The organism is Eubacterium sp. 1001713B170207_170306_E7, assembly GCF_015547515.1.
GTDB lineage: Bacteria > Bacillota > Clostridia > Eubacteriales > Eubacteriaceae > Eubacterium.
In genome coordinates, this window is record NZ_JADMVE010000001.1 from 283,307 (window position 1) to 306,187 (window position 22,881).

The following is a 22,881-nucleotide window of genomic DNA, read 5'->3' on the forward strand; positions in this document are numbered from 1 at the left end:
TATCAAGAGGAGGAGAACATGATTTTATCAAACGCAACCCTGACCCTGGATGAACAGGAAAACAGTGAGCTGGACCTGAGTGTGCCCCAGCGCTACAGAATTGAGTACCACGGCATGCCAAGCTGCCCGTGCTGCGGCGCGCCCATGAGCCACCGGGATACCTTTGGCCGCAGCATGACCGGCGCCGCGGGGGAGCCCATGCGCCTGACCCCGCGGCGGGTGGTCTGCGACAACAAGGACTGCTACTACCACGACCACCCGGTGCGCAACCTGCCCAACGCGGTTCTGCCCTACCGCCGCTACAGCGCCAAGGCCCACGAGGCCGTGGCCCAGGGCAGCGCCGACATGCCCTGCCCGCCCAACACCCAGAGCCGCCTGTACCAGTGGCTCACCGAGGCGGCCCCAAAATGGCTGGAGCAAGTGTGCGGCGGGGAGGACCCGCCGGATTTCTGTCTGGTTCAGGAGGCGCAGGAGGCTCTGGAGGCCCTGCCCGGCAAAGCGCTGGACTGCCTGCGCGAGGCCTACGGCAGCCAGCCCGGCTGGCTGGGCCGGCTAATCCAGCAGCTGCTCAATCAAAAAAGATGATTTGCATCGACTTTGAGAGGACAAAGGCTCCTGGCTGCAATAAAATAAAGGCATCATCACAAAAGGATGATACAAATTTATTATAAGGAGAATAACATGAACACCAACACAGAATTAAAAAGCCCTCAGGCCCCTGCGGTCCAAAGCCCGGACAGCGGCCCCGAAATCCCCGTGACCCTCTGGGAGAACCGCCCCGTGGTCAGCAGCCGGCAGGTAGCCGGAGACTTTTTGAGAGAGCACAAAAGCGTGCTGCGGCGGATCACGGTGCTGCTGCGTGAGACCAGAGCGCAAAATTGCGCCGGTCTCTTTACCGAGTCCTCCTACCTGGACGCGGGCGGCCGGTGCCGCAAGGAGTACCTCATCACCCGGGACGGCTTCGCCCTTCTGGTCATGGGCTTTACAGGCCCGCGCGCCCTGAGCTGGAAGCTTAAGTACATTCAGGCCTTTAACCGCATGGAGCAGGCCCTGCGCTGTCCGCCAGCCCACCTGCCGGCAGACCAGACCCTGCTGGCCGCCGCGCTGCTGGAGGCCGAGCGTATCGTCGCCGGGCTGAAGCGCGAGGCCGACTACGCCAAAACCGTGCTCGCCAGCAGGGCCCTGGTGCCCATCAGCGGCATTGCCAAGGACTACGGCATGACCGCCGAGTTTATGAACCGTCTGCTCTGCAGCCTGGGCGTCCAGTACAAAAAAGGCAGCCGGTGGTACCTGTACGAGCCCTGGCAGGACGAAGGCTTTGCCGCCACCCGGTCCGATACCATCCGCAAAAAGGACGGCAGCGTCATGGTGGTGGAGAGCCTGCAGTGGACCCAGAAGGGCAAGCGGTTTCTGTACGAGCTGCTGGCCGAAAACAGCATTTACCCGGTATTGGAGCGTGGCCAGCATGAACTTCGTGACTGAGTTTTTAAGCTTTATGGCCTGGCTGCGCTGCCGCCGCCACAAGGTCTTGGAATATCTGGGCCTCTGGGTGTACCTCTTTACCTGCAACAACGCCGCCGCCGTACAGGACGAGGACGGCAGCTGGTGCTGGCCCGTGTGGTTCGAGGTAGACAGCCGGGACCTGTGCGGCTTCATGGACGGAATGTCCTCGAAACGCCTCTGGGACCTGCGGCAGGAGCTGATCCGGAATTCCAGGGTGGAATACCAGAAGGCTTCCGGCGGACAGCCCGCCCGTTACGCCCTGGTGCCCTTTGACACCGAGTTGGCCCAGGTTCACCTGGCTTCCACGGCTTCTTCCGGAGCCTGCACGGTCTGGAAACCCCGTGGGGAAACCCCGGGAAATCCGGCCCGGTTTATTTTGGAACCACCCCGGGAACCAAACCGCTTTTCTTCTGATTTTGATATAAATAATAAATATATAAATATAAAAGCATTACCGGGGGATGAGGCGGCCAACCCCAACGGCTTCAACATTCCGCCCCAGCTCACCGAGGAAGAAAAGCAGCAGCTCGAGGCCGAATATCCCGATCCGGTCCAGCGCTTCTGGGCCGGCATGGCCCTGCGGGATAAAAAAGCCGAGGAGGAAAAAGCATGGGCCTATTAAAAGACCGCTACACCGACCTGTACAACGAGCGTTTTTACGAGGATCCGGGCTACACGGTTTACGAGTGCCTGGCCGAGGGAACCCTGCGCCTGAGCATCCGGGCCCACACCCTGGAGGAGGCCGAGGCCCGCTTCGCCGAAGCCCTGGACGAGACTGAGGATAACCACCCGGGCCTGGTGCTGCGCCAGCAGTGGGTGGCGGAAACGTGATGGACGCTGCCTTTGGCCGATGGCTGCGGGAAAGCCGACGCGCCAGAGGGCTCACCCAGCAGGGCCTGGCCGACGCGGCCGGCCTCAGCCACAAGACCGTGTTCCGGGCAGAGCGGGGCCAGCCCGTGAGCGCCTACAGCAGGGCGCAGCTGACCGCTTTTCTGGGAGAGCCGCCCCCGGCCCCGGCTGACCAATCGGACCAGAGTGGTCACTTTACACTGTCCATATACCGGGAGCACCTGTGATGGTAAACTAAAGTCAGGAAATCGAAAGGAGGTACACCCCATGGCCTATGAACGCATCAAAACCAAGCACGAGCTTAAGCTGAGCTTAAACTACGGCGAAGTCGAGGGAAAAAGCAAGAAAAAGCTCAAAACCCTTGGCGGCCTCAACCTAGACGAGACCGTCGCCACCACCGAGGCGGTGGTCAAAACCGCCAAAGCCCTCGGCACCCTCATAGAACCCATTGTCCAGGACGTCACCAACGTCATGTACTACGATAACGTCGAGACCGCCTGACGCGGAAGCGATAAATAACCCAGTAAAAGAAAGGAGGAACCCCCATGGAAACCGTCAACACCAAGACACTGGATCTGGAGTTTATGATGGAGAACGGCGATACCGACACCATCAGCCTGCCAGACTATTTACCCGATGTCACCAAGGAGCAGATCCTGGCCGCGGCCGGCATCGTCATTGCCCAGAACATCTTTAAGCCCGACGGCTTCAGCTACACCAGGCTCGCGGGCTACGAATTCATTGATAAAACCGTGCGTAAGGAAGAACTGGAAGATTAGGCTAAAAGGGAGCGAAAGCTCCCTTTATAATTTCGATAAAGCCTGGCAGTAAGCGCTGAAGCGGAAGAAAGAGGCGGCTTTTGCCGGAGGTGATGGGATGTGGCCGCAGACGCTTCAGGGTGTCAGGAAACCGGCCAAGCCCGAGGCTGCGCCTTTTATCCAGATAAGAAAAAAAGGTCCAGGCGCTGTATAAACGACCAAAAATCGTGATGATTCAGCAGAACAGCCGGACATTAGAGAGATAGAATGCCAGCTTTAGTGAGTAAAGTTACAAGTGTAAGGACAGTGCCCGCAGGACACTTTTTTCTTCCTTAGGTAAAAGGCTTCGTCTCTTGAGTTTTTTGGCATTAACAATAACCGAAAGGAGGTGCTTTATGAAAATCAGAAAATATACGGTGCTGTTGATTCTGGCCTGCTGTGTGGGCGTCGGCTGTTATTTTTTCGCCGGGCAGCTTGTCCTTATGCGCGGCGTGGAAAGCAAGGGCCCGCCGGATAAAGGCGGCTGGGAGGCGGTGACGCCGGAAAACCCCGGCGCGCCAGAACCCGGCGCCGGGGAGCTGCCCGCCGAGGGGCAGAGCCCACCGGAAACGGACAGCCCGCAGGAGCCCGTCATGGCTACGGCCCATTTCGCCAGGGACGAATACCGCTGCGACTGTAATGGCAGCTGCGATGGCTGGCCCTGTGAGATGAACCCCGCGCTGCTGGATAAAATCGAGGCCCTGCGCTGTGCCTGCGGGGGGCCGGTCATCATCACCTCGGGCGTGCGGTGCGTCGCGCGCAACGCCGAGGTGGGCGGGGTGGACTGGTCCTTTCATCTGCGGGGCGACGCGGCGGACCTGTACTGCCCCGGCGTGGCCGTGGGCGATCTGGCCCAGATGGCAGAGGCCCTGGGCATGAACATCCTGCCCTATTACGGGAGCGGCTATATCCATGTGGAAATCTGATCAGCCTGAAAAAAACCGAAGCGGCCACGCGGCAGGCGTGCTCCAGACCGACCGCACCGACGATGGTGACAAGACCGGCGTAAAAACGCGCCGGTCTTTTTTGCGAAATGGACGAAACCGCCGGACTGTGCTAAAATAAAGGGAAAACAAGATTTTTGCGCGCTGTGAAAAGCGTGGGAGAGCGGCCGTCTGGAAAATGGGGACGGCGTTGTGTATTCTAGGGCGTTAAAGCGTGGGGGAGAAAGCGATGGATCATACGAGTGTCAACCAGATCATCATTGATGTGATGGTGGTTTTTATGGCGATTGGGGGAGTCGACCGTATTTTTGGCAACAAACTAAAGCTCGGCGCGCAGTTTGAGGAGGGTTTTCATTCTTTTGCGCCGCTGGCCCTGGGCATGGTCGGGTTTTACTGCCTGGCGCCTGTTCTGGCAAAGCTGCTCGCGCCAGTGGTGGTGCCGGTTTACACCGGGCTGGGCGCCGATCCGTCCATGTTTGCGCCCACGCTGCTGGCAGGCAGCATGGGCGGCTATCCCATCGCCCAGGAGATGGCGCTGACCAGAGAGGCCGGACAGTTCTCAGGGATTCTGCTCAGCAGTATGATGGGCACCACCATCGCGTTCTCGATCCCGGTGTCCCTCTCGATGGTGGATCAGGCGGATCACCACTGGCTCGCCACCGGGGTGCTCTGCGGGATTATCACCATTCCCTTTGGCTGCCTTGCCGGCGGACTGGCAGCGGGCTTTGAGGTGCCGATGATTTTGCACAACCTCGTCCCCATTATCATTGTGGCAGCCCTGATCGCTGTGGGGTTAGTCTTTATCCCGGGCAGGATGATCCGGGGTTTTGGGGTTTTCGGAAGGCTGATGATCGCGCTCGGGACCCTTGGAATCATTGCCGCTGTTGTCGAGGCGCTGACAGGCCTTGTCCTCATCCCGGGAATGGCCCCTGTCTCTGAGGGAATAGGTATTGTCGGCTCGATTGTCATTGTCCTTGCCGGGGCGTACCCGATGGTCACCATTATTCTGAAGGTGTTCAGCCGGCCGCTGGGCATGGTGGGAAGGAGGCTGGGGATCAATGAGAAAGCCGCCGGCGGTCTGGTGGCCAGTCTTGCGAACAGCATCCCCATGCTGGGCTATATCCACGAGATGGACCCAGTGGGAAAGACCGCGAATTTTGCCTTTATGGTCAGTGGCGCTTTTGTTTTAGGCGATCATCTGGGCTTTACGGCAGGCGTTGACAAGGCAATGGTGATGCCGCTGATCTGCGGAAAGCTTACCGCGGGGGTACTGGCTGTGGCCCTGGCGATTTTCGTTGCCAGAAAAGGGCTCAGCCCAAAAGGAGGAAAATATGAATCAAAATAAGCTAAGCATACATCCCGCCGTGCAGGACTTCAGGCGCCTGGGCTATGCCCGCGCCGGCAGCCCTGTGCCCCAGAGCGGCCAGCCCCCGGTCAAATCCTTTGACGAGGTTCGGGAAGCGCTGGAGGTGCGGTATGCGTGAGCGCCCGAATCTGGATAAAAACCTGGACAGCGCGGTTTTTCGCCGCTATTATTACCTGAAGGAGGAGCTTGTGGCCTTTTGCAGGCAGAACGGCCTGCCTGTCTCCGGCGGAAAGCTGGAGCTGACCGAGCGCATCGCCGGCTTTCTGGACACGGGCAGCGTGGCGGCCCCTCTGGCCAGAAGCCGCCGCAAAAAGCCCCAGATGGGCGAGATCACCGAGGAGATGAGCATCGAGCCGGATTTTGTCTGCTCCGAGAAGCACCGGACCTTTTTTAAGGAAAAGCTCGGCAAAAGCTTTTCCTTTAACGTGGCTTTTCAGAAATGGCTGAAAGCCAACACGGGCAAAACCTACCGGGAGGCCATCGCTGCCTACAAAACGCTTCAGGCGGAAAAGAAAAAGGGAAAAACCACCATTGACCGGCAGTTTGAGTACAACACCTATATCCGGGATTTTTTCGCGGACAACGCGGGCAAAACCCTGGAGCAGGCCATTGCCTGCTGGAAGCATAAAAAAAGCCGCCCCGGCCACAACCGCTACGAGCGGGCCGACCTCGACGCCCTGTCAGGCGGGCAGGAGGCCGAAAACAGAGAGGAGCACCCAGCATGCGGGCAGAACACCTGAAAATCGAAAGCATCCCCGCCATGCTCTGGGGCAGGCCGGAGGACCGGGGCATCATCGCCGTCCACGGCAGCCAGTCCCACAAAGCCGACGAGCCCATCCGCATACTGGCCGAAAACGCCGTGGCCGCCGGGTATCAGGTTTTGAGCTTTGATCTGCCCGGGCACGGGGATCGGCGCCATGAGGACACCCCCTGCCGGCCGCGGGAATGTGTGGCCGAGCTGGCCACGGTCATGGCCTGGGCCCGGAGCCAGTGGCGGTTCGTCAGCCTGTTCGCCAACAGCCTCGGCGTCTATTACAGCCTTATGGCCTATTCCGGTGAGCCCCTGGAGCGGGCCTGGTTTCTGTCGCCGCTGGTGGACATGCAGCGTATGATCGAGAACATGATGGCCTGGTCCGGCGTGACCGGGGAGCAGCTCCGGCGGGAGCAGGCCGTGGCCACGCCCATCGGCCAGACCCTGTACTGGGACGACTATACCGAGGCGCGGCAGCACCCGGTCAGCGTGTGGCCCATACCCACCGAGATCCTGTACGGCGAAAAAGACGGCACCTGTGAGCGCGGCACCGTCGAAGCCTTTGCCGCCCGTTTTTCCAGCGGCCTCACGGTCGTGCCGGACGGCGAGCATTACTTCCATACGCCAGAGCAGCTGCGGGCCTTTGACACCTGGCTCAAGCAGACCGGGCTGGGCCGGGATAAAAAACGGCCGGCAGCCCCTTGACCCTCACGCCGCGTGATAGTGTAAGATAGCCTTAAAGGGAACGCGCAAAGGGAATAACGGCCGGTTCATCTGCGGCGGGCTCTTTACCATCATGAGACAGGAGTTGATTTTAATGAGAACGGTAAAACAAGTGGCGGCGCTGACCGGCGTCAGCGTGAGGACGTTGCAGTATTATGATGAAATCGGCGTGCTTAAGCCCACCGAGGTCACCGGGGCGGGCTACCGGCTCTATGACGATGAGGCCTTAAAAACCCTGCAGCAGATTCTGTTTTTTAAGGAGCTGGATTTCCCCTTAAAGGAGATCCGGAAAATCATGGAGGATCCGGGCTTTGACAGAAACCGGGCCTTCAAAAAGCAGCGAGAGCTGCTGCAGGTCAAGCGGAACCGGCTGGACCGGCTGCTCGCGCTTTTAGACAGCCTGGAAAAGGGTCAAGCCTGCCCGGACTTTGAGGCCTTTGACCTGAGCGAGTACCTGCAGGCCCTGGAGGATTTTAAGACCGGGAATAGCGCGCTGGTGATCGAGCACTGGGGCAGTCTGGAGGCCTTTGAGCAGCTCATGAAAAAGGTGAAAGCGGACGAGGCCCATGCCGCCGGGCTGGCGGTCCGGCAGTACGGCAGCGTGGAAAAATATACCGCGGCCATGAAGGACAGCCTCCGCCATTTTTCCGAGAACATGGAAAAAATAGAGGCCATGAAGCAGGACGGCACCGTCGAAAAAAACGCGGCCCTCATGGAGGCCCTGTACAGCAGCAGGGAAAAGGACCCGGCGTCACCCGGGGTGCAGGCCATTGTCGGTCAGCTCATCACCCTGGGCGAGTCGGTGAACCTGAACATCGACAGGGGTGAGCACTACTGGGACATGATGATCGACGGGTACCTCCACAACGACGCCCTCATCAAAGCTATCGACGGGCAGAAGGGCGACGGGACGTCCGCGTTTGTGGGGCGGGCGTTTCAGTGTTATTTTGGTAAAGAATGACAGGAAAACCCCTTTAAGTAAAGCCAGGGTGCACCACCCTGTGAGCACAGCGCAAAATTGCGCCGTGCTCTTTTTCATTAAAGGCCGGCAGCGGCCCGGGATCAATGGACGGGGCGGGCGGATTGTGCTAAAATGTTGAGTAAGGAGCGAACGTACCATGAATATAATCATACGGGAAATCCGGGAGGCGGAAATCCCAAGGCTGAAGGATTTTTTATACGAGGCGGTCTTCATCCCGCCGGGGGCCGGGGCCCCGCCGAGAGCGGTGGTGGACACGCCGGAGCTGCAGGTCTACGTGCGTGATTTTGGCCGGCAGGCGGCAGATCTTGGCCTGGTGGCCGAGGTGGACGGGCGGATTGCCGGCGCGGTCTGGGCCCGGATTATGGAGGATTACGGACACATCGACGATGACACGCCCTCTCTGGCCATCGCGCTTTTTAAAGCCTACCGGGGCCTGGGAATCGGCACCGGCCTGATGCGGGCCATGCTGTCGGCCCTGGAGGAAAGAGGCTTCGCGCAGGTCTCCCTGTCGGTCCAGAAAGCCAACCGGGCGCTGAAGCTGTACGAGCGCCTGGGCTTCAGGGCTGTGGCCGAAAACGGGGACGAATACAAGATGGTAAAGACACTGGGAGGGCAAAGGCATGAATGATTTGATCACCAATATTGACAGGCTGCACACCACCGAGCTGGGCGCAGCGCGCATAAGGAGGAACCTGTCCATCGAGACCGGGGACGTGGTGGCCTGGTGCAGGGCCGCCATCCTGGATCCGGATGCCGAGATGGCCCACAGGGGTAAAAACTGGTATGTCCGGACCTCGGGCTGCGAAATCACCGTCAACGCCCGCAGCTACACGCTCATCACCGCCCACCCCATAAAGAAGGCGGAGCCCGGGCGGCGCAGGGGCAGGAAAGCGGAAAGCAGGGATAAAAAGGCGATTGTAAAATACTTCTACGAGACGGTCGTCTCGCAAAACCAGCTCGGGCAGCTTTCGGATTATATCGCTGAGGACTGCACCCTGAAGGCAGGCGGGACTATCCTCCCGCTGGGTCTGGAGGGCATGCGCGGGCACCTCGCCGATATCCGCAAAACCTACCCGGATTACACGATGCGCATCATCCGGCAGTACGAGGACGGGGACTATGTGATCTCCGAGTTTGTCATGGAGGGAACCCACGAGGGCGAGTGGCTTGGGATGAAGCCGAGCCACAAAAGGCTGTCCATCACCGGCGTGGATATCGACCGGGTGGCCGGCGGCAAAATCGTGGAGCACGGCGGCGCAGCCAACACCTTTGAGGCCCTTTATGAAAACCAGCTGATAAAGCCAGTGTAGCGCCGTGAACAGCCGGGCGGCGGACGCCCGTGTATTCTCAGGAAAAGAAGGACCAGGAGGAATTATGACAGGCATTTATTTTAGCGGAACCGGAAACTCTAAGCATTGTGTCGAGCAGTTTCTGGAGGCATACGGCGGGGACGCGCCGGCTTTTTCGATTGAGGCGGAAAGCGTGGCGGATAAAATCCGGGAGCAGGCTGTCCTCGTGATCGGTTACCCGGTGCAGTTCAGCAATATCCCTAAAATCCTGAGCGATTTCGTGGCCCGGAATCAAGGGCTCTGGCGGGGTAAAAAAGTGTTTGTGCTGGCCACAATGGGTTTGTTCAGCGGGGACGGCGCAGGTGTTTTGGCCCGCCTGCTGCGAAAGCACGGCGCTGTTGTGACCGGCGGCCTGCACCTTAAGATGCCGGACAGCATCTGTGATGAAAAGGCACTGAAAAGATCCTTACAGGCCAACCGCAGGCTGATCGCGGAAGCTGAGCTGAAAATAAAAAGGGCGGTTCAGGCATATAAAAAGGGAAACCCGCCCCAGGAGGGATTAGGGCCGTTTTACCATCTGGCGGGGCTGCTTGGCCAGCGGCTGTATTTTTACAACAAAACGAAAAAGTATTCGGACAGGCTGAAAATCGACGGGGATAAGTGCGCCGGCTGCGGAAAATGCGTTGGGCTGTGCCCCACGGGAAACCTGCGGCTGGACAGCCGGGGGGCTGTCGCGGCGGATACCTGCACGATGTGCTACCGCTGCATCAGCCGGTGCCCGGCCCAGGCCATCACCCTGCTGGGGAAAAGGGTGGTCGAGCAGGGTTATCTTGAAAAATACCGGGATACCGCCTCAGACAACCGAGGCGGAGGGCTCTGAGGACGCGAAAACCACCCGGACAAACGGCCGCGGCAGCCCTTGGATACATGATAAAAATCTTTATAAATAAACCTGTTGACAATAAATTTTTATTCCATTACCATTAAACCAGAGTTACCGGTAGCTCTCCAGACTAAAATAGAACAGGAGAGCAAAAACATGTATCACAACCGATTCAAAGGAAACCATTATGACATGGGGTTTCGCTGGGGGGCCATGCTCAGAAAGCACGGCCGCGTCCTTTTAGACACCATCGACTTTCCCATCACCCAGGAGCGCCTGCGCTTTGCGGCGGCCTGCGTCCCGATCTGCCGCCAGTATTTTCCAGAGCTTCTGGAGGAGATTCAGGGGCTGGCCGACGGCCAGGGCTGCGCTGTGGCGCCGCTGCACGCTTTTTTATTCAGTATGTACGCCATGCCTCCGGCCTGCCACTGCTCCTGCTTTGCCGTGGCCAGCGGCGATCAGGTTCTCTTTGGCCGAAACAGCGATTTTCTGGTCGCGCTGGAAAAATCCAACACCAACGCCATCTACCGCTTCGGGGGCGGAGCCTTTGACTTTACGGGCAATTCCACGGCCTTCATACAAATGGAGGACGGTGTCAACGATCAGGGCCTGGCTGTGGGGCTCACGGCTGTTTATCCCCACGCCATCCGGCCGGGGCTGAACGCGGGCGTGCTGCTGCGGTATTTTCTGGAGAAATGCCAGAGCACCAGTGAGGTGATCGGGGCGCTCCGGGAGCTGCCTGTCAGCTCGGCCCAGACCTTTACCGTGGCCGACCGCAGCGGGGACATCTCGGTGCTGGAGGTCAACTGCGACCGTATGGAGGTGCTGCGCCCCATGGCCGAAAGGCCCTATGTGTGCGCCACCAACCTTTTTCACAGCCGGGCCATGTCGGGCTTTTGCGACACCAGCCTGGATAACTGGGAGGCGGAGCCCCGGTACCAGACGCTCACCCGGGCCCTGGACAAAAAGGCCGCGAGAATGGATCTGGCAGGTGCCATGGCGCTGCTGTCCGGCCGCGACGGGTTTATCTGCCAGTACGACCGGAAAACCGGAAAGGACACAGTGTGGTCCGTGGTCTATGATCTGAAGCGGGCGGCCATCTACCGGACCGAGGGCAACCCGGGCAGAAAAAAATTCCGGGAGGACCGGCGGTTCAGCTTTTAAGGCGGGAGGCGGCTTCAATTTTAAGAAAATCTTAAGGGGTTCCTAAGGAAAAGCAAAGGACATTCCGCCAGCGTTCAGATAAAATAAAAGAGCAACCCTATCACTTAAAAAGGAAAGAAAAAATGCAGACAGAAGTATTAGTCGTAGACGATGAAAAAGAAATTGCGGATTTGGTGGAGCTTTACCTGGGCAACGAGGGCTACTGTGTGCGCAAGTTTTACAGCGCCCGGGAGGCCCTGGCCTCGGCGCTTGAAAATCCGCCGGAGCTGGCGGTGCTGGACGTGATGATGCCGGATATGGACGGCTTTACCCTGTGCCGCAGGCTCCGGGAAAAGTACACCTTTCCCATCATCATGCTCACCGCCAAGGAGGAGGAGATCGACAAGATCACCGGTCTTGCCATCGGCGCGGACGATTATGTGACCAAGCCCTTCCGGCCCCTGGAGCTGGTGGCCCGGGTCAAGGCCCAGCTGCGGCGCTGCCAGCGCTACAGCGGCGGGCAGCAGGAGGACGAGGCTCTGGCCGCCTACCGGGGGCTGGTGCTCAACCGGGAGACCCATGTGTGCACCCTGGACGAGAAGCCTGTGGAGCTCACGCCCATTGAGTTCGCCATCCTGTGGACCCTCTGCAAAAACAAGGGGCGTGTCATCAGCTCCGAGGAGCTGTTTAAGGAGGTGTGGGGGGAGAAATACTTTACAGGCAACAACACGGTCATGGTGCATATCCGCCACCTCCGGGAGAAAATGCACGACTCGGCCGAAAACCCCCGGTACATAAAAACCGTATGGGGCGTGGGGTATAAAATTGGATAATTCCTTCAAAAGGCTGAAGCGGAAAATACTGGTCCAGGTGGTGCTGACCGCCCTCATCGCCCTGCTGGCGGGCTGGGTGCTCATGGCCCTGTTTGTGGACGGGGTGCTCCAGGACCGCTTTGCCGACTACGTGGTCTATCTTTTCGCCCAGTTCACCAGCGGGGAACGGGCTGAGATGCTCTACCGGGGTATTTTCCAGAGCAACAAGACCCTGTGGATGGCCGCAGGCTACGTGCTGCTGCTCTGCGTGATTTTTTACTGGGGCATGACCCGTTTCACCCGGTATTTTGAGGAGATCAGCCGCGGGATCGACGCGCTGGCAGAGGAGCGGGACACGGACATCGAGCTGCCCGAGGAGCTGGATGTCATGGCGAAAAAGCTGAACCAGGTGCGCCAGTCTCTGGAAAAACGGACCCGCGACGCCAGGGAGGCCGAGCAGCGCAAAAACGACCTGGTGGTCTACCTGGCCCACGACATCAAAACCCCGCTGACCTCGGTCATCGGCTATCTGAATATTCTGGAGGAGGCGCCCGACATGCCCCTTGAGCAGCGGGCAAAATACACCAGGATCACCCTGGACAAGGCCTGCCGCCTGGAGCAGCTCATCAACGAGTTTTTTGACATCACGCGCTTTAACCTGCAGACCGTGGTGCTGGAAAAGGAGCGGATCCACCTCTCCTATATGCTCATGCAGCTGGTGGATGAGTTCTACCCCCTTTTCACAGCCCAGAACAAGCGGGCCGAGCTTAAGACAGATGGCAGCATCGACCTGGAGGGCGACGCGGACAAGCTGGCCCGGGTGTTCAACAACGTGCTCAAAAACGCGGTGGCTTACAGCGATCCGGATACGGTCATTGCCATTGAGGCAAAGGAGGTGGGGGACACCGCGGTTGTCACCTTTAAGAACAGGGGGCGCACCATTCCGCCCCACAAGCTGGAGAGTATTTTCGAGAAATTCTACCGCCTCGACACAGCCCGCTCCACGGCTTCGGGCGGGGCCGGTCTGGGGCTTGCCATCGCCCGGGAGATCGTGGGGGCCCACGGCGGTGACATAAGGGCCGAGAGCGTCGACGGCCTGACCACCTTCACGGTGACACTGCCGCTCCGGGGTTAAGAAAAACTTAATGGGAAACTAAACAAAGGTTAAAAAACGCGGCTTCTTTCTGTGGTTTAATGGAATCAACAGAAAGGAGCTGTTTTTTATGTATGACAACCGAAGAAATATCATCAGGCGAAGAAGAAAGAAAAAGGCCCGGGGGCGTCCTGCGCTGTTGGCGGTCATTGCCGGTCTCAGCCTTTATATGGCCGTGTTTGCCTTTAAGGCCTTTGGCCCCGGCGGGCGAGCCCACCCGGTGAGCGCCATGGGCAGCGGGAGCCTGTACAGCCAGAACGCGGTGCTGATGCGGCTGGAGAACGGCCGCGTGCTTTATGAGAAGAACAGCGGAGAAAGAATCTACCCCGCCTCCCTGACCAAGCTCATGACTGTTCTGGTGATCCTCGAGCAGTTTGAGGATCTGGACCACACAGTGACCCTGTCCGGACAGGTCTTTGATGAACTGAGGACCTCCGGGGCCTCCATGGCCGGCTTTTTACCCGGTGAGCAGCTCACCCTGCGGGACCTGCTCTACGGCTGCATGCTGCCCTCGGGCGCCGAGGCGGCCCTGGGCCTGGCCTGCGCCATCGCCGGATCGGAGGAGAATTTCGCAGAACTGATGAACGAGAAGGCCGCGGCCCTGGGCATGGGGCACACCCATTTCACTAACGCCACAGGCCTGCACGACCCGGGCCATTACAGCACCGTGTCCGACATGGCGCTGCTGCTGCGGCAGGGCCTGGAGAACCCGGACTTCCGGGAGCTGTTCACCACCTTCTGCTACCAGACCGGGCCCACCAGCCAGCACCCGGAGGGCCTGTACCTCAGCAGCACCATGAACGGCCTGATGGCCGCCGCGGACTGCCCCGAGGGCGTGACCCTGCTCGGCGGCAAAACCGGCTACACCGAGGAAGCGGGCCTGTGTCTGGCCTCCCTGGCCGAAAAGGACGGGCAGGAATTCATCGCGGTTACTGCCGGCGCGCCAGGCAGTCATGAAACCGCGCCCCGCCACCTGGAGGACGCGCTGCGTCTTTATGGGCTGGCCGATTGCGTTTGAGCGGTTTCTGTGGTAAAATTAATCCATTACAGCAGACTCGTGAGGTGAGTCCCCGGCGCTTGCATGAAGCCCCGGGCAGGAGGAATTATGATGATGGAAGATTATTTGTCCACGCTGGGGGCGGACCAGACAGCGTCCGTGCTGGATAATGCGCCGGTTGCCATTTATGTCAGCGCGCTGGACAACTGGGAGCTGCTCTACGCAAACCGACTGGCGAGAGCGCATTTTTCTGAGCGGCTGATCGAGCCGGGGCTGACCTGCTATCAGGCCGCGGGCCAGGACCGTCCGTGTCCCTTCTGCAGCGCGGAGAAGATGAGCCGGGAGACCCTTCTGGTAAGGAAGTTTAAGCATCCGCAAAGCGGGCGGGTCTATGAGCTCAGCGGCAAAATCATCGACTGGGCCGGACGGGCCGCCCAGATCGAGTACATCGTGGACATCACCGACCGGGAGCGGGAGGAGGAGCGCTCCCGATCGCTCCGGGACGAGCTGCAGGAAACCTTTGCGAGCATTCCCTGCGGCCTGTGCGTTTACCAGTTTGACGGCGTCCGCATTTCGCCGGTGTTCCATAATCCGGCCTTTTATGCGATCATGGGCTATTCCGAAGCGCACAAAAAGGATATTGAGCAGTCCACCGATTTTCTGGGTGTTCACCCCGAGGACGCGGGCGCTCTGCGGGAAAAAATCCAGGCGGCCATTCTGTGTAACGGGACGATGCACCATGTCTACCGCCTGTTTAATGACGACCTGGGCGAGTACCGCTGGATTCGCCTGGACGGCTCAGTCAAGGAGCGGGAGGACGGCACCAGGCTCTTGTACGGCGTTTACAGCGATGTCAGCGAGTCGGTGCGCCTGGAAAAGGAGCTGACCGCTGCCAACGAAAAGCTGGAGCACATTGTCAACGCCATTCCCGGCGGTGTGGCCAGCTACCGGGTGGAGGGCGACCGTTTTATCCCCATCTACTACTCCGACGGCATCATGGCCCTTTCGGGCCACAGCCGTGAGGAATACAAAAAGATGGTGCGCCGCGACGTCTTTGACATTATCTACGCGTCCGACCAGAAACGGGTGCGCGGGGCCGTCCGGGCCGCAGTCCAGAGCGGCGGCGTTCTGGATGTTTCCTACCGCATGCGCCACAAGGACGGCAGCCTGGTCTGGATCCATTTAAGCGGCCAGCGGATGGGCCCTCTGGCAGAGCAGACCGAATTTTATGCGGTATTTACCGGCATATCGGACGAAACCCGGCTTTTCCAGAGCATTGCCAACGAGATCGCCGACGGCGTCTATGTCATCGACAAGTCCAATTATGACCTGCTCTACGTGAATGAGTCCGGCGCGCTCTTTAAGGAGGAGCGGCGGTGCGCGGGCCAGAAATGCTATAAGGCCCTGTACGGGAACGATGCGCCCTGCGCCTTCTGTACCCTCAAAACCCACGCCCCCGACGGCAAAAGCCACAGCATGGACGTGGGCGAGCCGGGGCGCTTTTACAGCACCCGCTTTAAGGAGACGGACTGGAACGGCATCACCGCCTATGTCAAATATGTGCAGGACGTGAGCGAGGAGACCCGGGCCCAGCAGGAAAAGCAGCGCATGGAGGAATACTTCCAAACCGTGGTCCGGAACCTGCCCGGCGGAGTGGCGGTGATCCGCTGCGCCGAGGATGGCCGGATGACCCCGGAATATATATCCGACGGCTTTGCCGAGCTGTCCGGCATGCCGCTGGACCAGGTCTGGCGGCTCTGCGGAGAGGACGCCCTGGCCACCGTGTATCCCGACGACCGCCCGAAAGTCAGCGCGCGCATGGCCGAGTACATCCAGAACGATGAAAACGCCTGCGAGATGATCTACCGCCTGAAAAAGGGCGACGGCAGCTATCTGTGGGTCAAGAGCACCCTGTCGCTCATCCAGGGCAGCGGCGGCGAAAAACGCCTTTACGCGGGCTACCACGATATCACCCGGGAGCGCGAGGAGCAGGAGCAGCTGCGCAGGCAGTACAACGACCTCATCATGCAGCATTACCGCAGGCCCGACCCCGACGCCCTGATCATCGGCCACTGCAACGTGACCCAGAACCAGATCATTGAAATCATCGACCACACCGGCTCCGATCTGCTGGGGACCTTCGGAAACGTCCGGGAGACCTTTTTTACCGGTATTTCCCAGCTGGTGGTGGACCCGGCGGAGCGGCAGGCCTTTCTGAACGCCTACCTCAACGGCCCCTCGCTGGCCGCCTTTGAGCGGAACGAGACCGAGGTGGTGCTCAAAAGCTATATCAAGCTGCCAAAAGAAGCCCAGGGCCGTTATGTCAAGTTCAAGGTAAACCTGGTGGAAACGCCGGATACCGGGGATGTGACCGGCATTTTAACCGTGACCGATATCACAGGACAGACTATCTCCGAGCGCATGATGGGCAAGCTGGCCGTGGCCAGCTACGACCTCGTCGCCGAGGTGGACCTCACCCAGAACCGTTACCGGATCATCTCCCGGGGCGACAGCTACCAGGATGTGCCGGCACAGGAGGGCGTCTACTCGGAGTGGATCGACAGCCTGCTGAAAGACCGGGTCGTGCCCAAGGACAAGGACCAGGTCGCGCGAATGCTGGATGTCCGGTCACTGCCGGAGCGGCTTAAGGAGAAGGAAGACTACAGCTTTTCCTATTCAGTCACCGGCGAAAAGGGCGAGCTGCTTTTTAAGAACATGACCGTGTCCGCCCTGGATATGCGCCTGGGCCGCGTCTGCCTGGCCAGAACCGACATTACCGATTCCATCAGAGAGCAGCAGGGCCTGCTGAACGTGATCGCCTATACCTTTGAGATGATCGGCTTTATCGACATCGACAGCGGCCGGGCCACCATGTACACGCGCCAGACCGTGCTCGAAAACCTGCCGGCCTACGTGGCGGAGAATTACGCCGAATCCTCCGGACGCCTTGCGGCGTTTTACGAGCCGGGTGAAGGGCCGGATTCCGCCCAGGAGCAGTTCCGGCTGGAAACCATGCTCAGCCATCTGAAGAAAAAGCCCGAGGGCTATGATTTTGTGCTGCCCTACCCGCATAACGGCACCCTGCGGTACAAGCAGATCAACGTGCTGTGGGGGGACAGCAACCAGAAAACCGTGTGTATGGTGCGGGCAGACGTCACCGATATGCTGGCCTCCGAGCGCCGGACAAAGGCAGCGCTGGAAAAGGCGCTGTCCCTGGCCGAAAAGGCCAACCAGGCCAAGAGCGACTTCCTGTCCTCCATGAGCCATGACATCCGCACCCCCATGAACGCGGTCATGGGCATGACCACCCTGGCCGCCGCCAATCTGGACGACCGGGCACGGGTGAGGGACTGCCTGGATAAAATCGCCGTGGCCTCGCGACACCTGCTCAGCCTCATCAACGATATTCTGGACATGAGCAAGATCGAGCAGTCACAGATCACCCTCAACCACTCCGCCATCGCGGTCGCCGACCTGCTGAGCCAGCTCAGCGCCATGATCGCGCCCCAGGCGGCGGACAATGGCCTGTCCTTCAGCACCCAGATGCAGCATATCGACCACGCCTGCTTTTACGGCGACCCGCTGCGCATCAACCAGATCCTGATCAATCTGCTCAGCAATGCCATCAAGTTTACGCCCGAGGGCGGCAGGGTTCAGCTGCTGGTGGAGGAAATTCCGCCGGTCAAGCGGCCCGACGCGGTCCGTTACCGCTTCAGCGTTGGCGATACCGGCGTGGGCATGTCCGAGGATTTCCTCGTGCACGTCTTTGAGCCCTTTACCCGGGGCCGCAATGTGACGCGGATCGAGGGAACCGGGCTGGGCCTCAGCATCACCAAGGGGCTGGTGGACCTGATGGGTGGTGAGATCACCGCCGAGAGCCAGGAGCGGACCGGCACTATTTTCCGGGTAGAGCTGGAATTTGCAGCCGCCCAGCGGGCGGAAGCCAGCACCGGGCAGCCAAAGGCTCCTGGCTCCGGCCCTGGAGATAAAAGCCTGTTCGCGGGGCGCTGCTTCCTGATCGCCGAGGACAATGAGATCAACTCCGAGATCCTCAGCGAGCTGCTGAAAATGCTGGGCGCGGATTCCCGGATCAGCGTCAATGGCCTGGAGGCGGTGCAGGCCTTTAAAAATGAAGCGCCCGGCACCTTCGACGCGATTCTGATGGATATTCAGATGCCGGAGATGAACGGCTTCGAGGCCACCCGGGCTATCCGCGGCCTGCCAAGGCCCGACGCCGGCAGTATCCCCATTGTCGCCATGACCGCCAACGCCTTTGCCGAGGACATCCAGTCCGCCCTGGACGCAGGCATGAACGCCCACGTCGCCAAGCCCGTGGACATGGACGTGCTGAAGGCCATGCTGTGTCAGGCCCTGAAGATGTAAAAAGTGAAGCGTGGAGCTAAAAAGAAAGACCGGCACATTTTTGTGCCGGTCTTTTTAGGCTGCTGCGTTAGTGTTGTATTCGATAATCAACAGTTCACTTGCCAGATTTTCTGCAGTTTGCATTAACGCCTCCAGGCGGTCAACCGTATTGCCATCGAAGTATTCCTCACCGCATTGGCGGCATTTTGAGCAGGGGACGTTTTTTACAATCAGGATGCAGTTTTTTAATTGTGAAAAAAAGGTGGTCTGTGCGGGTTCCATGGTTCCGCCGCAGGTAAAACACTTCATGCTTATTTCTCCTTTCGCGTTTTAAGATCATCTTCCCATTCTTCAGGATTCGGATAATATGCGGTGATGAAAAAAAGACCTTCGCCATTAGAGCTGACGACAACATGCAGCCATTTTTCATTTTGACAACATCCAAGAACCAGACAGCTGGGGTAAGGTTTATCGTCAGCGTACTGTTTAATGATTTCACCATGATGGATAGCATACACGATATCTTTTTTCGTAATGCCGCGTTCATAACACCGTTGAATAACATGTCTTGTCATGAAAATAGTATCATTGCTACAAAGCTTTCTCAGCGTTTTAATTGTTAGTTCCATTTTATACATCCCATGTGTATTTTTTATTGTATGTTCTGATGTGTGCGTATTTTCTATCCCTATCATATCACGTTTCCTTCAATTAATAAACCTCAAAAATCCCGGGGCGCCCATTCTTCTGAACGTTTCTAAGCTTTTTCAAGATTCCATGAATTTTCGTCCGTTTTTCGATTTTTTGGGTAATATTTATTAATGAAACCTTTTAATCCTTAAAACGGATTAAGAAATACAATAAAACGTCATATGTTTTACATAAATCATTTGACAAAATATTGCTTAGGGTGTATTATTAATGCATAGACGAGGTGGAAACTATGAAAAAAAGTGTATATAGTCTGATGCTTTTTGATGAGATCGTTGAAAAGATCGATCAACTGGCATATGAGAATAATACCAACCGCTCTCAGCTCATCAATGACATATTGGCTGAGAAGATCGGTCTGGAAACACCTGAACAGCAGGTGCAGAAAATACTGGAGCAGCTGGATCAAAACCTCAGCGACACCCTGTCGGTGAGCCAGATCAACAAAAACTCCAGCATCCAGTTTGGCAAAAGTCTGAAATACAAGTACCGGCCAAAGGTGCGGTACAGCTATGAGTTTGTCAATGACAACGGGCAGAAATACGCGGTGCTCAAGGTAAGCTCCCGCACCAAGTCCGAGGATTTGAACGAGCATTTCGACCAGTTTTTTCAGAAAATCTGCAACATCGAGCGCAGGAACAACGAGGTGGAGGACAAGGACAGCGAACATCTGACCAACCACAAATTCATCCGTGAGTTCCGGGAAAACGGCGCGGTGCAGAACGGTGTGAGCACGGTCACCAATTTTTTGACCGAGTACCTGCGCATGATCGATTCTGCCATGAACCTGTATTTCGAGAGCAGCGAGGACGAAGATCTGGACCGTGAGCTCGAGGATTTATACGACCAGTTTTTAGGCGGGCCCGAGCCAGAGAAATAGGGCGCGGGCCCCAAGCAAATATACCGGAGCGCGGTTTGGGTGCGCTCCAATCAGGCCGCCAGACGGCTTTACATATAAAATTTTAAGAGAAGTAGGTGATATTAATGGATATGAACATGTTAACACAAAAATCAATCGAAGCGGTCAAAAACGCCGAGCAGATTGCCATAGACCATGACCACATGGAGATACAGCCCGAGCATCTGCTGCTGGCGCTGTTAACCCAGGAAAACGGCGTGGTCGGAAGACTTTTTGAGCGGCTGGGTAAAAATACCTATCCGATTATTGAAGAACTAAAGGGCGATATTGACAACATGCCCAGCGTGACCGGCCCGGGCCGCGAGCCCGGAAAGGTCTATATCAGCCGCGACACCGACAAAGTCATGAACGAGGCTTATAAGGAAGCCAAAAAGATGGAGGACCAGTACGTCTCCGTCGAACACCTGCTGCTGGGCTTTTACAGCCTGAGCAGGCAGAACGCAGCCCTCGAGCTGCTCACCCGCCACGGCGTTACAAAGGACGAGGTCTTAAAGGTCTTAAAGGATGTACGCGGCGGCCAGCGGGTCACCAGCGACAACCCCGAGGGCACCTATGAGGCCCTGACCCAGTACGGGCACGACCTGGTGCAGGACTGCATCGACAACAAGCTGGATCCGGTCATCGGGCGTGACTCCGAAATCCGGCATACCATCCGTATTTTGTCCAGAAAGACCAAGAACAATCCCGTGCTCATTGGGGAACCCGGCGTTGGTAAAACCGCCATTGTCGAGGGTCTGGCCGCCCGTATTGTGCAGGGCGATGTGCCCGAGGGCTTAAAGGACAAGCGCATCATCTCGCTGGATATGGGTGCGCTGGTGGCCGGCGCCAAATACCGGGGCGAGTTTGAGGAACGGCTCAAGGCCGTTTTAAAGGAAGTCAAGGACAGCGACGGGCGTATCATCCTGTTTATTGATGAGCTCCACACCATCGTGGGCGCCGGGAAAACCGAGGGCTCCATGGATGCTGGCAATATGCTCAAGCCTATGCTGGCCCGGGGCGAGCTCCACTGTATCGGCGCCACCACACTGGACGAGTACCGCCAGTATATCGAAAAGGACCCGGCGCTGGAACGGCGTTTTCAGTCCGTGCTGGTCGACGAGCCCACCGTGGAGGATACGATCACGATCCTCAGGGGCTTAAAGGAACGCTATGAAATCTTCCACGGCGTCAAGATTCAGGATAACGCCCTGGTCTCCGCCGCGGTGCTGTCAAACCGCTACATCACGGACCGGTTCCTCCCGGATAAGGCCATCGACCTTGTGGATGAGGCCTGCGCCATGATCCGTACCGAAATTGACTCCATGCCTGAGGAAATGGACGAGGTCAACCGCAAGATGATCCAGCTGGAAATAGAGGAAACCGCCCTCAAGAAGGAAGAAGATAAGCTCAGCAAGGAGCGCCTGGAACGGATCCAGAAGGAGCTGGCCGAATACCGCGACCGCTTCAATGAAATGAAAATCCAGTGGGATAATGAAAAGAACGCCGTGGAATCCGTCCAGAAGATCAAGGAAGAAATCGACCGGGTCAACCACCAGATCGAGCTGGCCCAGCGCGAGTCCGACTATGACAAGGCCGCAGAGCTGACCTACGGCAGGCTGCCCGAATTACAGAAGAAAATGAAGGAAATGGAGGAAGCCGCCGAAGCCAGAGGCGAAGGCGAATCCCTGATCCGTGAGAGCGTGACCGAGGACGAAATCGCCGAGGTGATCTCCAACTGGACCGGTATCCCCCTGAGCCGCCTGATGGCAGGCGAACGGGAAAAGCTCCTGAACCTGGAGGATATTCTCAGAAAACGCGTGGTCGGCCAGGAAGAACCCATCGAAAAGGTGGTCGACGCCATTATCCGCTCCCGCGCGGGCATCAAAAACCCCAACAGCCCCATTGGCTCCTTCCTGTTCTTAGGACCGACCGGGGTTGGTAAAACCGAGCTGGCCAAAGCCGTTGCCGCCAACCTGTTCGACTCCGAGGACAACATGATCCGGATCGACATGAGCGAATACATGGAAAAATTCTCCGTGAGCCGCCTGATCGGGGCACCTCCGGGATACGTTGGCTACGAGGAGGGCGGACAGCTCACCGAGGCCGTGCGGCGTAAACCCTACTCGGTCATCCTGCTCGACGAAATCGAAAAGGCCCACAAGGACGTGTTCAACGTGCTGCTCCAGATTCTGGACGACGGCCGTGTCACCGACTCCCAGGGGCGGACCATCGACTTTAAGAACACCATCATCATCATGACGAGCAACATCGGCTCCGAATATCTGCTGGAGGGCATCGACGCCGAGGGCAATATTCTCATTGAAACCGAGGAAGCGGTTATGAATTCCCTGAAAAATTACTTCCGGCCAGAATTCCTCAACCGTATTGATGAGATCGTGCTGTATAAGCCGCTCACCAAGGGCTCCATCGGCAGAATCGTCGATCTGATGATGGCCGAGCTCCAGAAACGCCTGGACGACAAGCGCATCGTGGTGAAGCTCAGCGAAGACGCCAAGGAGGCTGTCATCGACCAGGGCTACGACCCCAGCTATGGCGCCCGCCCGCTCAAGCGTTTCCTGCAGAAAAACATTGAAACCATGATCGGCAAGGAAATCATCCGGGGCAACCTGGATGAGGACCAGGTGGTCACCGTCGACTTTAGAGACGGCCACTTTGTCATTGAAAAATAATGAAAACCCATGTGAGACCGGTGCAGAT

26 protein-coding genes are annotated in these 22,881 nt (G+C 58.1%); 24 read left to right on the plus strand and 2 right to left on the minus strand.

Translation table 11 applies throughout. The features are described 5' to 3' along the window. Positions 1–18 precede the first annotated feature (18 nt). The 22 genes from I2B62_RS01505 (at position 19) to I2B62_RS01610 (ending at position 18,575) form a co-directional block, all read left to right on the plus strand. Positions 19–585 (plus strand): DUF6431 domain-containing protein, encoded by a 567-nt coding sequence (locus tag I2B62_RS01505; RefSeq protein WP_195267211.1) that lies wholly within the window; start codon positions 19–21, stop codon positions 583–585. A 96-nt stretch (positions 586–681) separates the two neighbouring features. Continuing rightward, positions 682–1,482 (plus strand): phage regulatory protein/antirepressor Ant, encoded by an 801-nt coding sequence (locus tag I2B62_RS01510; RefSeq protein ID WP_195267212.1) that lies wholly within the window; start codon positions 682–684, stop codon positions 1,480–1,482. Next, complete coding sequence (locus I2B62_RS01515; RefSeq protein WP_195267213.1) at positions 1,466–2,125, plus strand: hypothetical protein; 660 nt, start codon at positions 1,466–1,468, stop codon at positions 2,123–2,125. Before I2B62_RS01510 ends, I2B62_RS01515 begins: the two co-directional genes overlap by 17 nt. Beyond that, positions 2,113–2,334: a hypothetical protein gene (locus tag I2B62_RS01520; protein WP_195267214.1), complete on the plus strand. Its 222-nt coding sequence runs from the start codon at positions 2,113–2,115 to the stop codon at positions 2,332–2,334. Before I2B62_RS01515 ends, I2B62_RS01520 begins: the two co-directional genes overlap by 13 nt. After that, the gene (locus I2B62_RS01525; protein WP_195267215.1) at positions 2,316–2,579 is read left to right on the plus strand and encodes a helix-turn-helix domain-containing protein; all 264 of its coding nucleotides are present in this window, start codon (positions 2,316–2,318) and stop codon (positions 2,577–2,579) included. The genes I2B62_RS01520 and I2B62_RS01525 overlap by 19 nt, the downstream gene beginning before the upstream one ends. 40 nt (positions 2,580–2,619) lie before the next feature. After that, entirely contained in the window at positions 2,620–2,853 is a 234-nt protein-coding gene (locus I2B62_RS01530) for a hypothetical protein (protein WP_195267216.1), read from the plus strand. A gap of 44 nt (positions 2,854–2,897) precedes the next feature. Further along, positions 2,898–3,131, plus strand: a complete 234-nt coding sequence (locus I2B62_RS01535) for a DUF2922 domain-containing protein (protein ID WP_195267217.1) — start codon at positions 2,898–2,900, stop codon at positions 3,129–3,131. A gap of 374 nt (positions 3,132–3,505) precedes the next feature. After that, positions 3,506–4,075, plus strand: coding sequence for a D-Ala-D-Ala carboxypeptidase family metallohydrolase (locus tag I2B62_RS01540; protein WP_195267218.1), 570 nt, complete (start codon positions 3,506–3,508; stop codon positions 4,073–4,075). Further along, a complete protein-coding gene (locus I2B62_RS01545; RefSeq protein ID WP_195267219.1) occupies positions 4,062–4,214 on the plus strand; it encodes a hypothetical protein in 153 nt (50 codons plus the stop codon). Before I2B62_RS01540 ends, I2B62_RS01545 begins: the two co-directional genes overlap by 14 nt. A 108-nt stretch (positions 4,215–4,322) precedes the next feature. Beyond that, positions 4,323–5,438, plus strand: a complete 1,116-nt coding sequence (eutH, locus tag I2B62_RS01550; RefSeq protein ID WP_195267220.1) for an ethanolamine utilization protein EutH — start codon at positions 4,323–4,325, stop codon at positions 5,436–5,438. Continuing rightward, complete coding sequence (locus tag I2B62_RS01555; RefSeq protein WP_195267221.1) at positions 5,425–5,577, plus strand: hypothetical protein; 153 nt, start codon at positions 5,425–5,427, stop codon at positions 5,575–5,577. The genes eutH and I2B62_RS01555 overlap by 14 nt, the downstream gene beginning before the upstream one ends. Next, entirely contained in the window at positions 5,570–6,199 is a 630-nt protein-coding gene (locus I2B62_RS01560; RefSeq protein WP_195267222.1) for a DUF6434 domain-containing protein, read from the plus strand. The genes I2B62_RS01555 and I2B62_RS01560 overlap by 8 nt, the downstream gene beginning before the upstream one ends. Beyond that, entirely contained in the window at positions 6,181–6,915 is a 735-nt protein-coding gene (locus I2B62_RS01565) for an alpha/beta hydrolase (protein ID WP_195267223.1), read from the plus strand. Before I2B62_RS01560 ends, I2B62_RS01565 begins: the two co-directional genes overlap by 19 nt. A gap of 112 nt (positions 6,916–7,027) precedes the next feature. Continuing rightward, entirely contained in the window at positions 7,028–7,894 is an 867-nt protein-coding gene (locus I2B62_RS01570; protein ID WP_195267224.1) for a MerR family transcriptional regulator, read from the plus strand. A gap of 157 nt (positions 7,895–8,051) precedes the next feature. Next, on the plus strand, positions 8,052–8,543 hold the full coding sequence (locus I2B62_RS01575; RefSeq protein ID WP_195267225.1) for a GNAT family N-acetyltransferase: 492 nt from the start codon (positions 8,052–8,054) through the stop codon (positions 8,541–8,543). Continuing rightward, positions 8,536–9,225, plus strand: coding sequence for a DUF3781 domain-containing protein (locus I2B62_RS20760; protein WP_347707783.1), 690 nt, complete (start codon positions 8,536–8,538; stop codon positions 9,223–9,225). Before I2B62_RS01575 ends, I2B62_RS20760 begins: the two co-directional genes overlap by 8 nt. A 64-nt stretch (positions 9,226–9,289) precedes the next feature. Next, complete coding sequence (locus I2B62_RS01585; RefSeq protein ID WP_195267226.1) at positions 9,290–10,084, plus strand: EFR1 family ferrodoxin; 795 nt, start codon at positions 9,290–9,292, stop codon at positions 10,082–10,084. 159 nt (positions 10,085–10,243) lie between these two features. Next, entirely contained in the window at positions 10,244–11,251 is a 1,008-nt protein-coding gene (locus I2B62_RS01590) for a C45 family peptidase (protein ID WP_195267227.1), read from the plus strand. Positions 11,252–11,373: 122 nt separating this feature from the next. Next, on the plus strand, positions 11,374–12,063 hold the full coding sequence (vanR, locus tag I2B62_RS01595; protein WP_195267228.1) for a VanR-ABDEGLN family response regulator transcription factor: 690 nt from the start codon (positions 11,374–11,376) through the stop codon (positions 12,061–12,063). Beyond that, complete coding sequence (locus tag I2B62_RS01600; protein ID WP_195267229.1) at positions 12,056–13,177, plus strand: HAMP domain-containing sensor histidine kinase; 1,122 nt, start codon at positions 12,056–12,058, stop codon at positions 13,175–13,177. Before vanR ends, I2B62_RS01600 begins: the two co-directional genes overlap by 8 nt. Positions 13,178–13,265: 88 nt before the next feature. Continuing rightward, a complete protein-coding gene (locus I2B62_RS01605; RefSeq protein WP_195267230.1) occupies positions 13,266–14,213 on the plus strand; it encodes a D-alanyl-D-alanine carboxypeptidase family protein in 948 nt (315 codons plus the stop codon). Between the two features lie 87 nt (positions 14,214–14,300). Next, complete coding sequence (locus I2B62_RS01610) at positions 14,301–18,575, plus strand: PAS domain-containing protein (protein ID WP_195267231.1); 4,275 nt, start codon at positions 14,301–14,303, stop codon at positions 18,573–18,575. A 54-nt stretch (positions 18,576–18,629) separates the two neighbouring features. Here I2B62_RS01610 and I2B62_RS01615 read toward each other — a convergent pair whose 3' ends face one another. Both I2B62_RS01615 and I2B62_RS01620 read right to left on the minus strand, forming a co-directional pair. Then, positions 18,630–18,863 carry a type II toxin-antitoxin system MqsA family antitoxin gene (locus I2B62_RS01615; RefSeq protein ID WP_195267232.1) on the minus strand — a complete coding sequence of 78 codons (234 nt, stop codon included), beginning with the start codon at positions 18,861–18,863 and terminating at the stop codon, positions 18,630–18,632. A gap of 2 nt (positions 18,864–18,865) precedes the next feature. After that, complete coding sequence (locus I2B62_RS01620; RefSeq protein WP_243259384.1) at positions 18,866–19,249, minus strand: DUF4258 domain-containing protein; 384 nt, start codon at positions 19,247–19,249, stop codon at positions 18,866–18,868. A 248-nt stretch (positions 19,250–19,497) separates the two neighbouring features. Here I2B62_RS01620 and I2B62_RS01625 point away from each other — a divergent pair, with 248 nt between their 5' ends. Both I2B62_RS01625 and clpB read left to right on the plus strand, forming a co-directional pair. Then, a complete protein-coding gene (locus I2B62_RS01625) occupies positions 19,498–20,145 on the plus strand; it encodes a hypothetical protein (protein WP_195267233.1) in 648 nt (215 codons plus the stop codon). A gap of 104 nt (positions 20,146–20,249) precedes the next feature. Next, positions 20,250–22,853, plus strand: a complete 2,604-nt coding sequence (gene clpB / locus I2B62_RS01630; RefSeq protein ID WP_195267234.1) for an ATP-dependent chaperone ClpB — start codon at positions 20,250–20,252, stop codon at positions 22,851–22,853. Positions 22,854–22,881: the final 28 nt, after the last annotated feature.

Coding starts and splice junctions, on each gene's coding strand:
- I2B62_RS01565 (WP_195267223.1), top strand. CDS start 6,181: ATGCGGGCAGAACACCTGAAAATCGAAAGCATCCCCGCCATGCTCTGG.
- I2B62_RS01620 (WP_243259384.1), bottom strand. CDS start 19,249: ATGATAGGGATAGAAAATACGCACACATCAGAACATACAATAAAAAAT.
- I2B62_RS01560 (WP_195267222.1), top strand. CDS start 5,570: ATGCGTGAGCGCCCGAATCTGGATAAAAACCTGGACAGCGCGGTTTTT.
- I2B62_RS01545 (WP_195267219.1), top strand. CDS start 4,062: ATGTGGAAATCTGATCAGCCTGAAAAAAACCGAAGCGGCCACGCGGCA.
- I2B62_RS01605 (WP_195267230.1), top strand. CDS start 13,266: ATGTATGACAACCGAAGAAATATCATCAGGCGAAGAAGAAAGAAAAAG.
- I2B62_RS01610 (WP_195267231.1), top strand. CDS start 14,301: ATGATGATGGAAGATTATTTGTCCACGCTGGGGGCGGACCAGACAGCG.
- vanR (WP_195267228.1), top strand. CDS start 11,374: ATGCAGACAGAAGTATTAGTCGTAGACGATGAAAAAGAAATTGCGGAT.
- I2B62_RS01590 (WP_195267227.1), top strand. CDS start 10,244: ATGTATCACAACCGATTCAAAGGAAACCATTATGACATGGGGTTTCGC.
- I2B62_RS01520 (WP_195267214.1), top strand. CDS start 2,113: ATGGGCCTATTAAAAGACCGCTACACCGACCTGTACAACGAGCGTTTT.
- I2B62_RS01540 (WP_195267218.1), top strand. CDS start 3,506: ATGAAAATCAGAAAATATACGGTGCTGTTGATTCTGGCCTGCTGTGTG.
- I2B62_RS01570 (WP_195267224.1), top strand. CDS start 7,028: ATGAGAACGGTAAAACAAGTGGCGGCGCTGACCGGCGTCAGCGTGAGG.
- I2B62_RS01615 (WP_195267232.1), bottom strand. CDS start 18,863: ATGAAGTGTTTTACCTGCGGCGGAACCATGGAACCCGCACAGACCACC.
- I2B62_RS01530 (WP_195267216.1), top strand. CDS start 2,620: ATGGCCTATGAACGCATCAAAACCAAGCACGAGCTTAAGCTGAGCTTA.
- clpB (WP_195267234.1), top strand. CDS start 20,250: ATGGATATGAACATGTTAACACAAAAATCAATCGAAGCGGTCAAAAAC.
- I2B62_RS01535 (WP_195267217.1), top strand. CDS start 2,898: ATGGAAACCGTCAACACCAAGACACTGGATCTGGAGTTTATGATGGAG.
- eutH (WP_195267220.1), top strand. CDS start 4,323: ATGGATCATACGAGTGTCAACCAGATCATCATTGATGTGATGGTGGTT.
- I2B62_RS01585 (WP_195267226.1), top strand. CDS start 9,290: ATGACAGGCATTTATTTTAGCGGAACCGGAAACTCTAAGCATTGTGTC.
- I2B62_RS01510 (WP_195267212.1), top strand. CDS start 682: ATGAACACCAACACAGAATTAAAAAGCCCTCAGGCCCCTGCGGTCCAA.
- I2B62_RS01575 (WP_195267225.1), top strand. CDS start 8,052: ATGAATATAATCATACGGGAAATCCGGGAGGCGGAAATCCCAAGGCTG.
- I2B62_RS01505 (WP_195267211.1), top strand. CDS start 19: ATGATTTTATCAAACGCAACCCTGACCCTGGATGAACAGGAAAACAGT.
- I2B62_RS01515 (WP_195267213.1), top strand. CDS start 1,466: ATGAACTTCGTGACTGAGTTTTTAAGCTTTATGGCCTGGCTGCGCTGC.
- I2B62_RS01555 (WP_195267221.1), top strand. CDS start 5,425: ATGAATCAAAATAAGCTAAGCATACATCCCGCCGTGCAGGACTTCAGG.
- I2B62_RS20760 (WP_347707783.1), top strand. CDS start 8,536: ATGAATGATTTGATCACCAATATTGACAGGCTGCACACCACCGAGCTG.
- I2B62_RS01625 (WP_195267233.1), top strand. CDS start 19,498: ATGAAAAAAAGTGTATATAGTCTGATGCTTTTTGATGAGATCGTTGAA.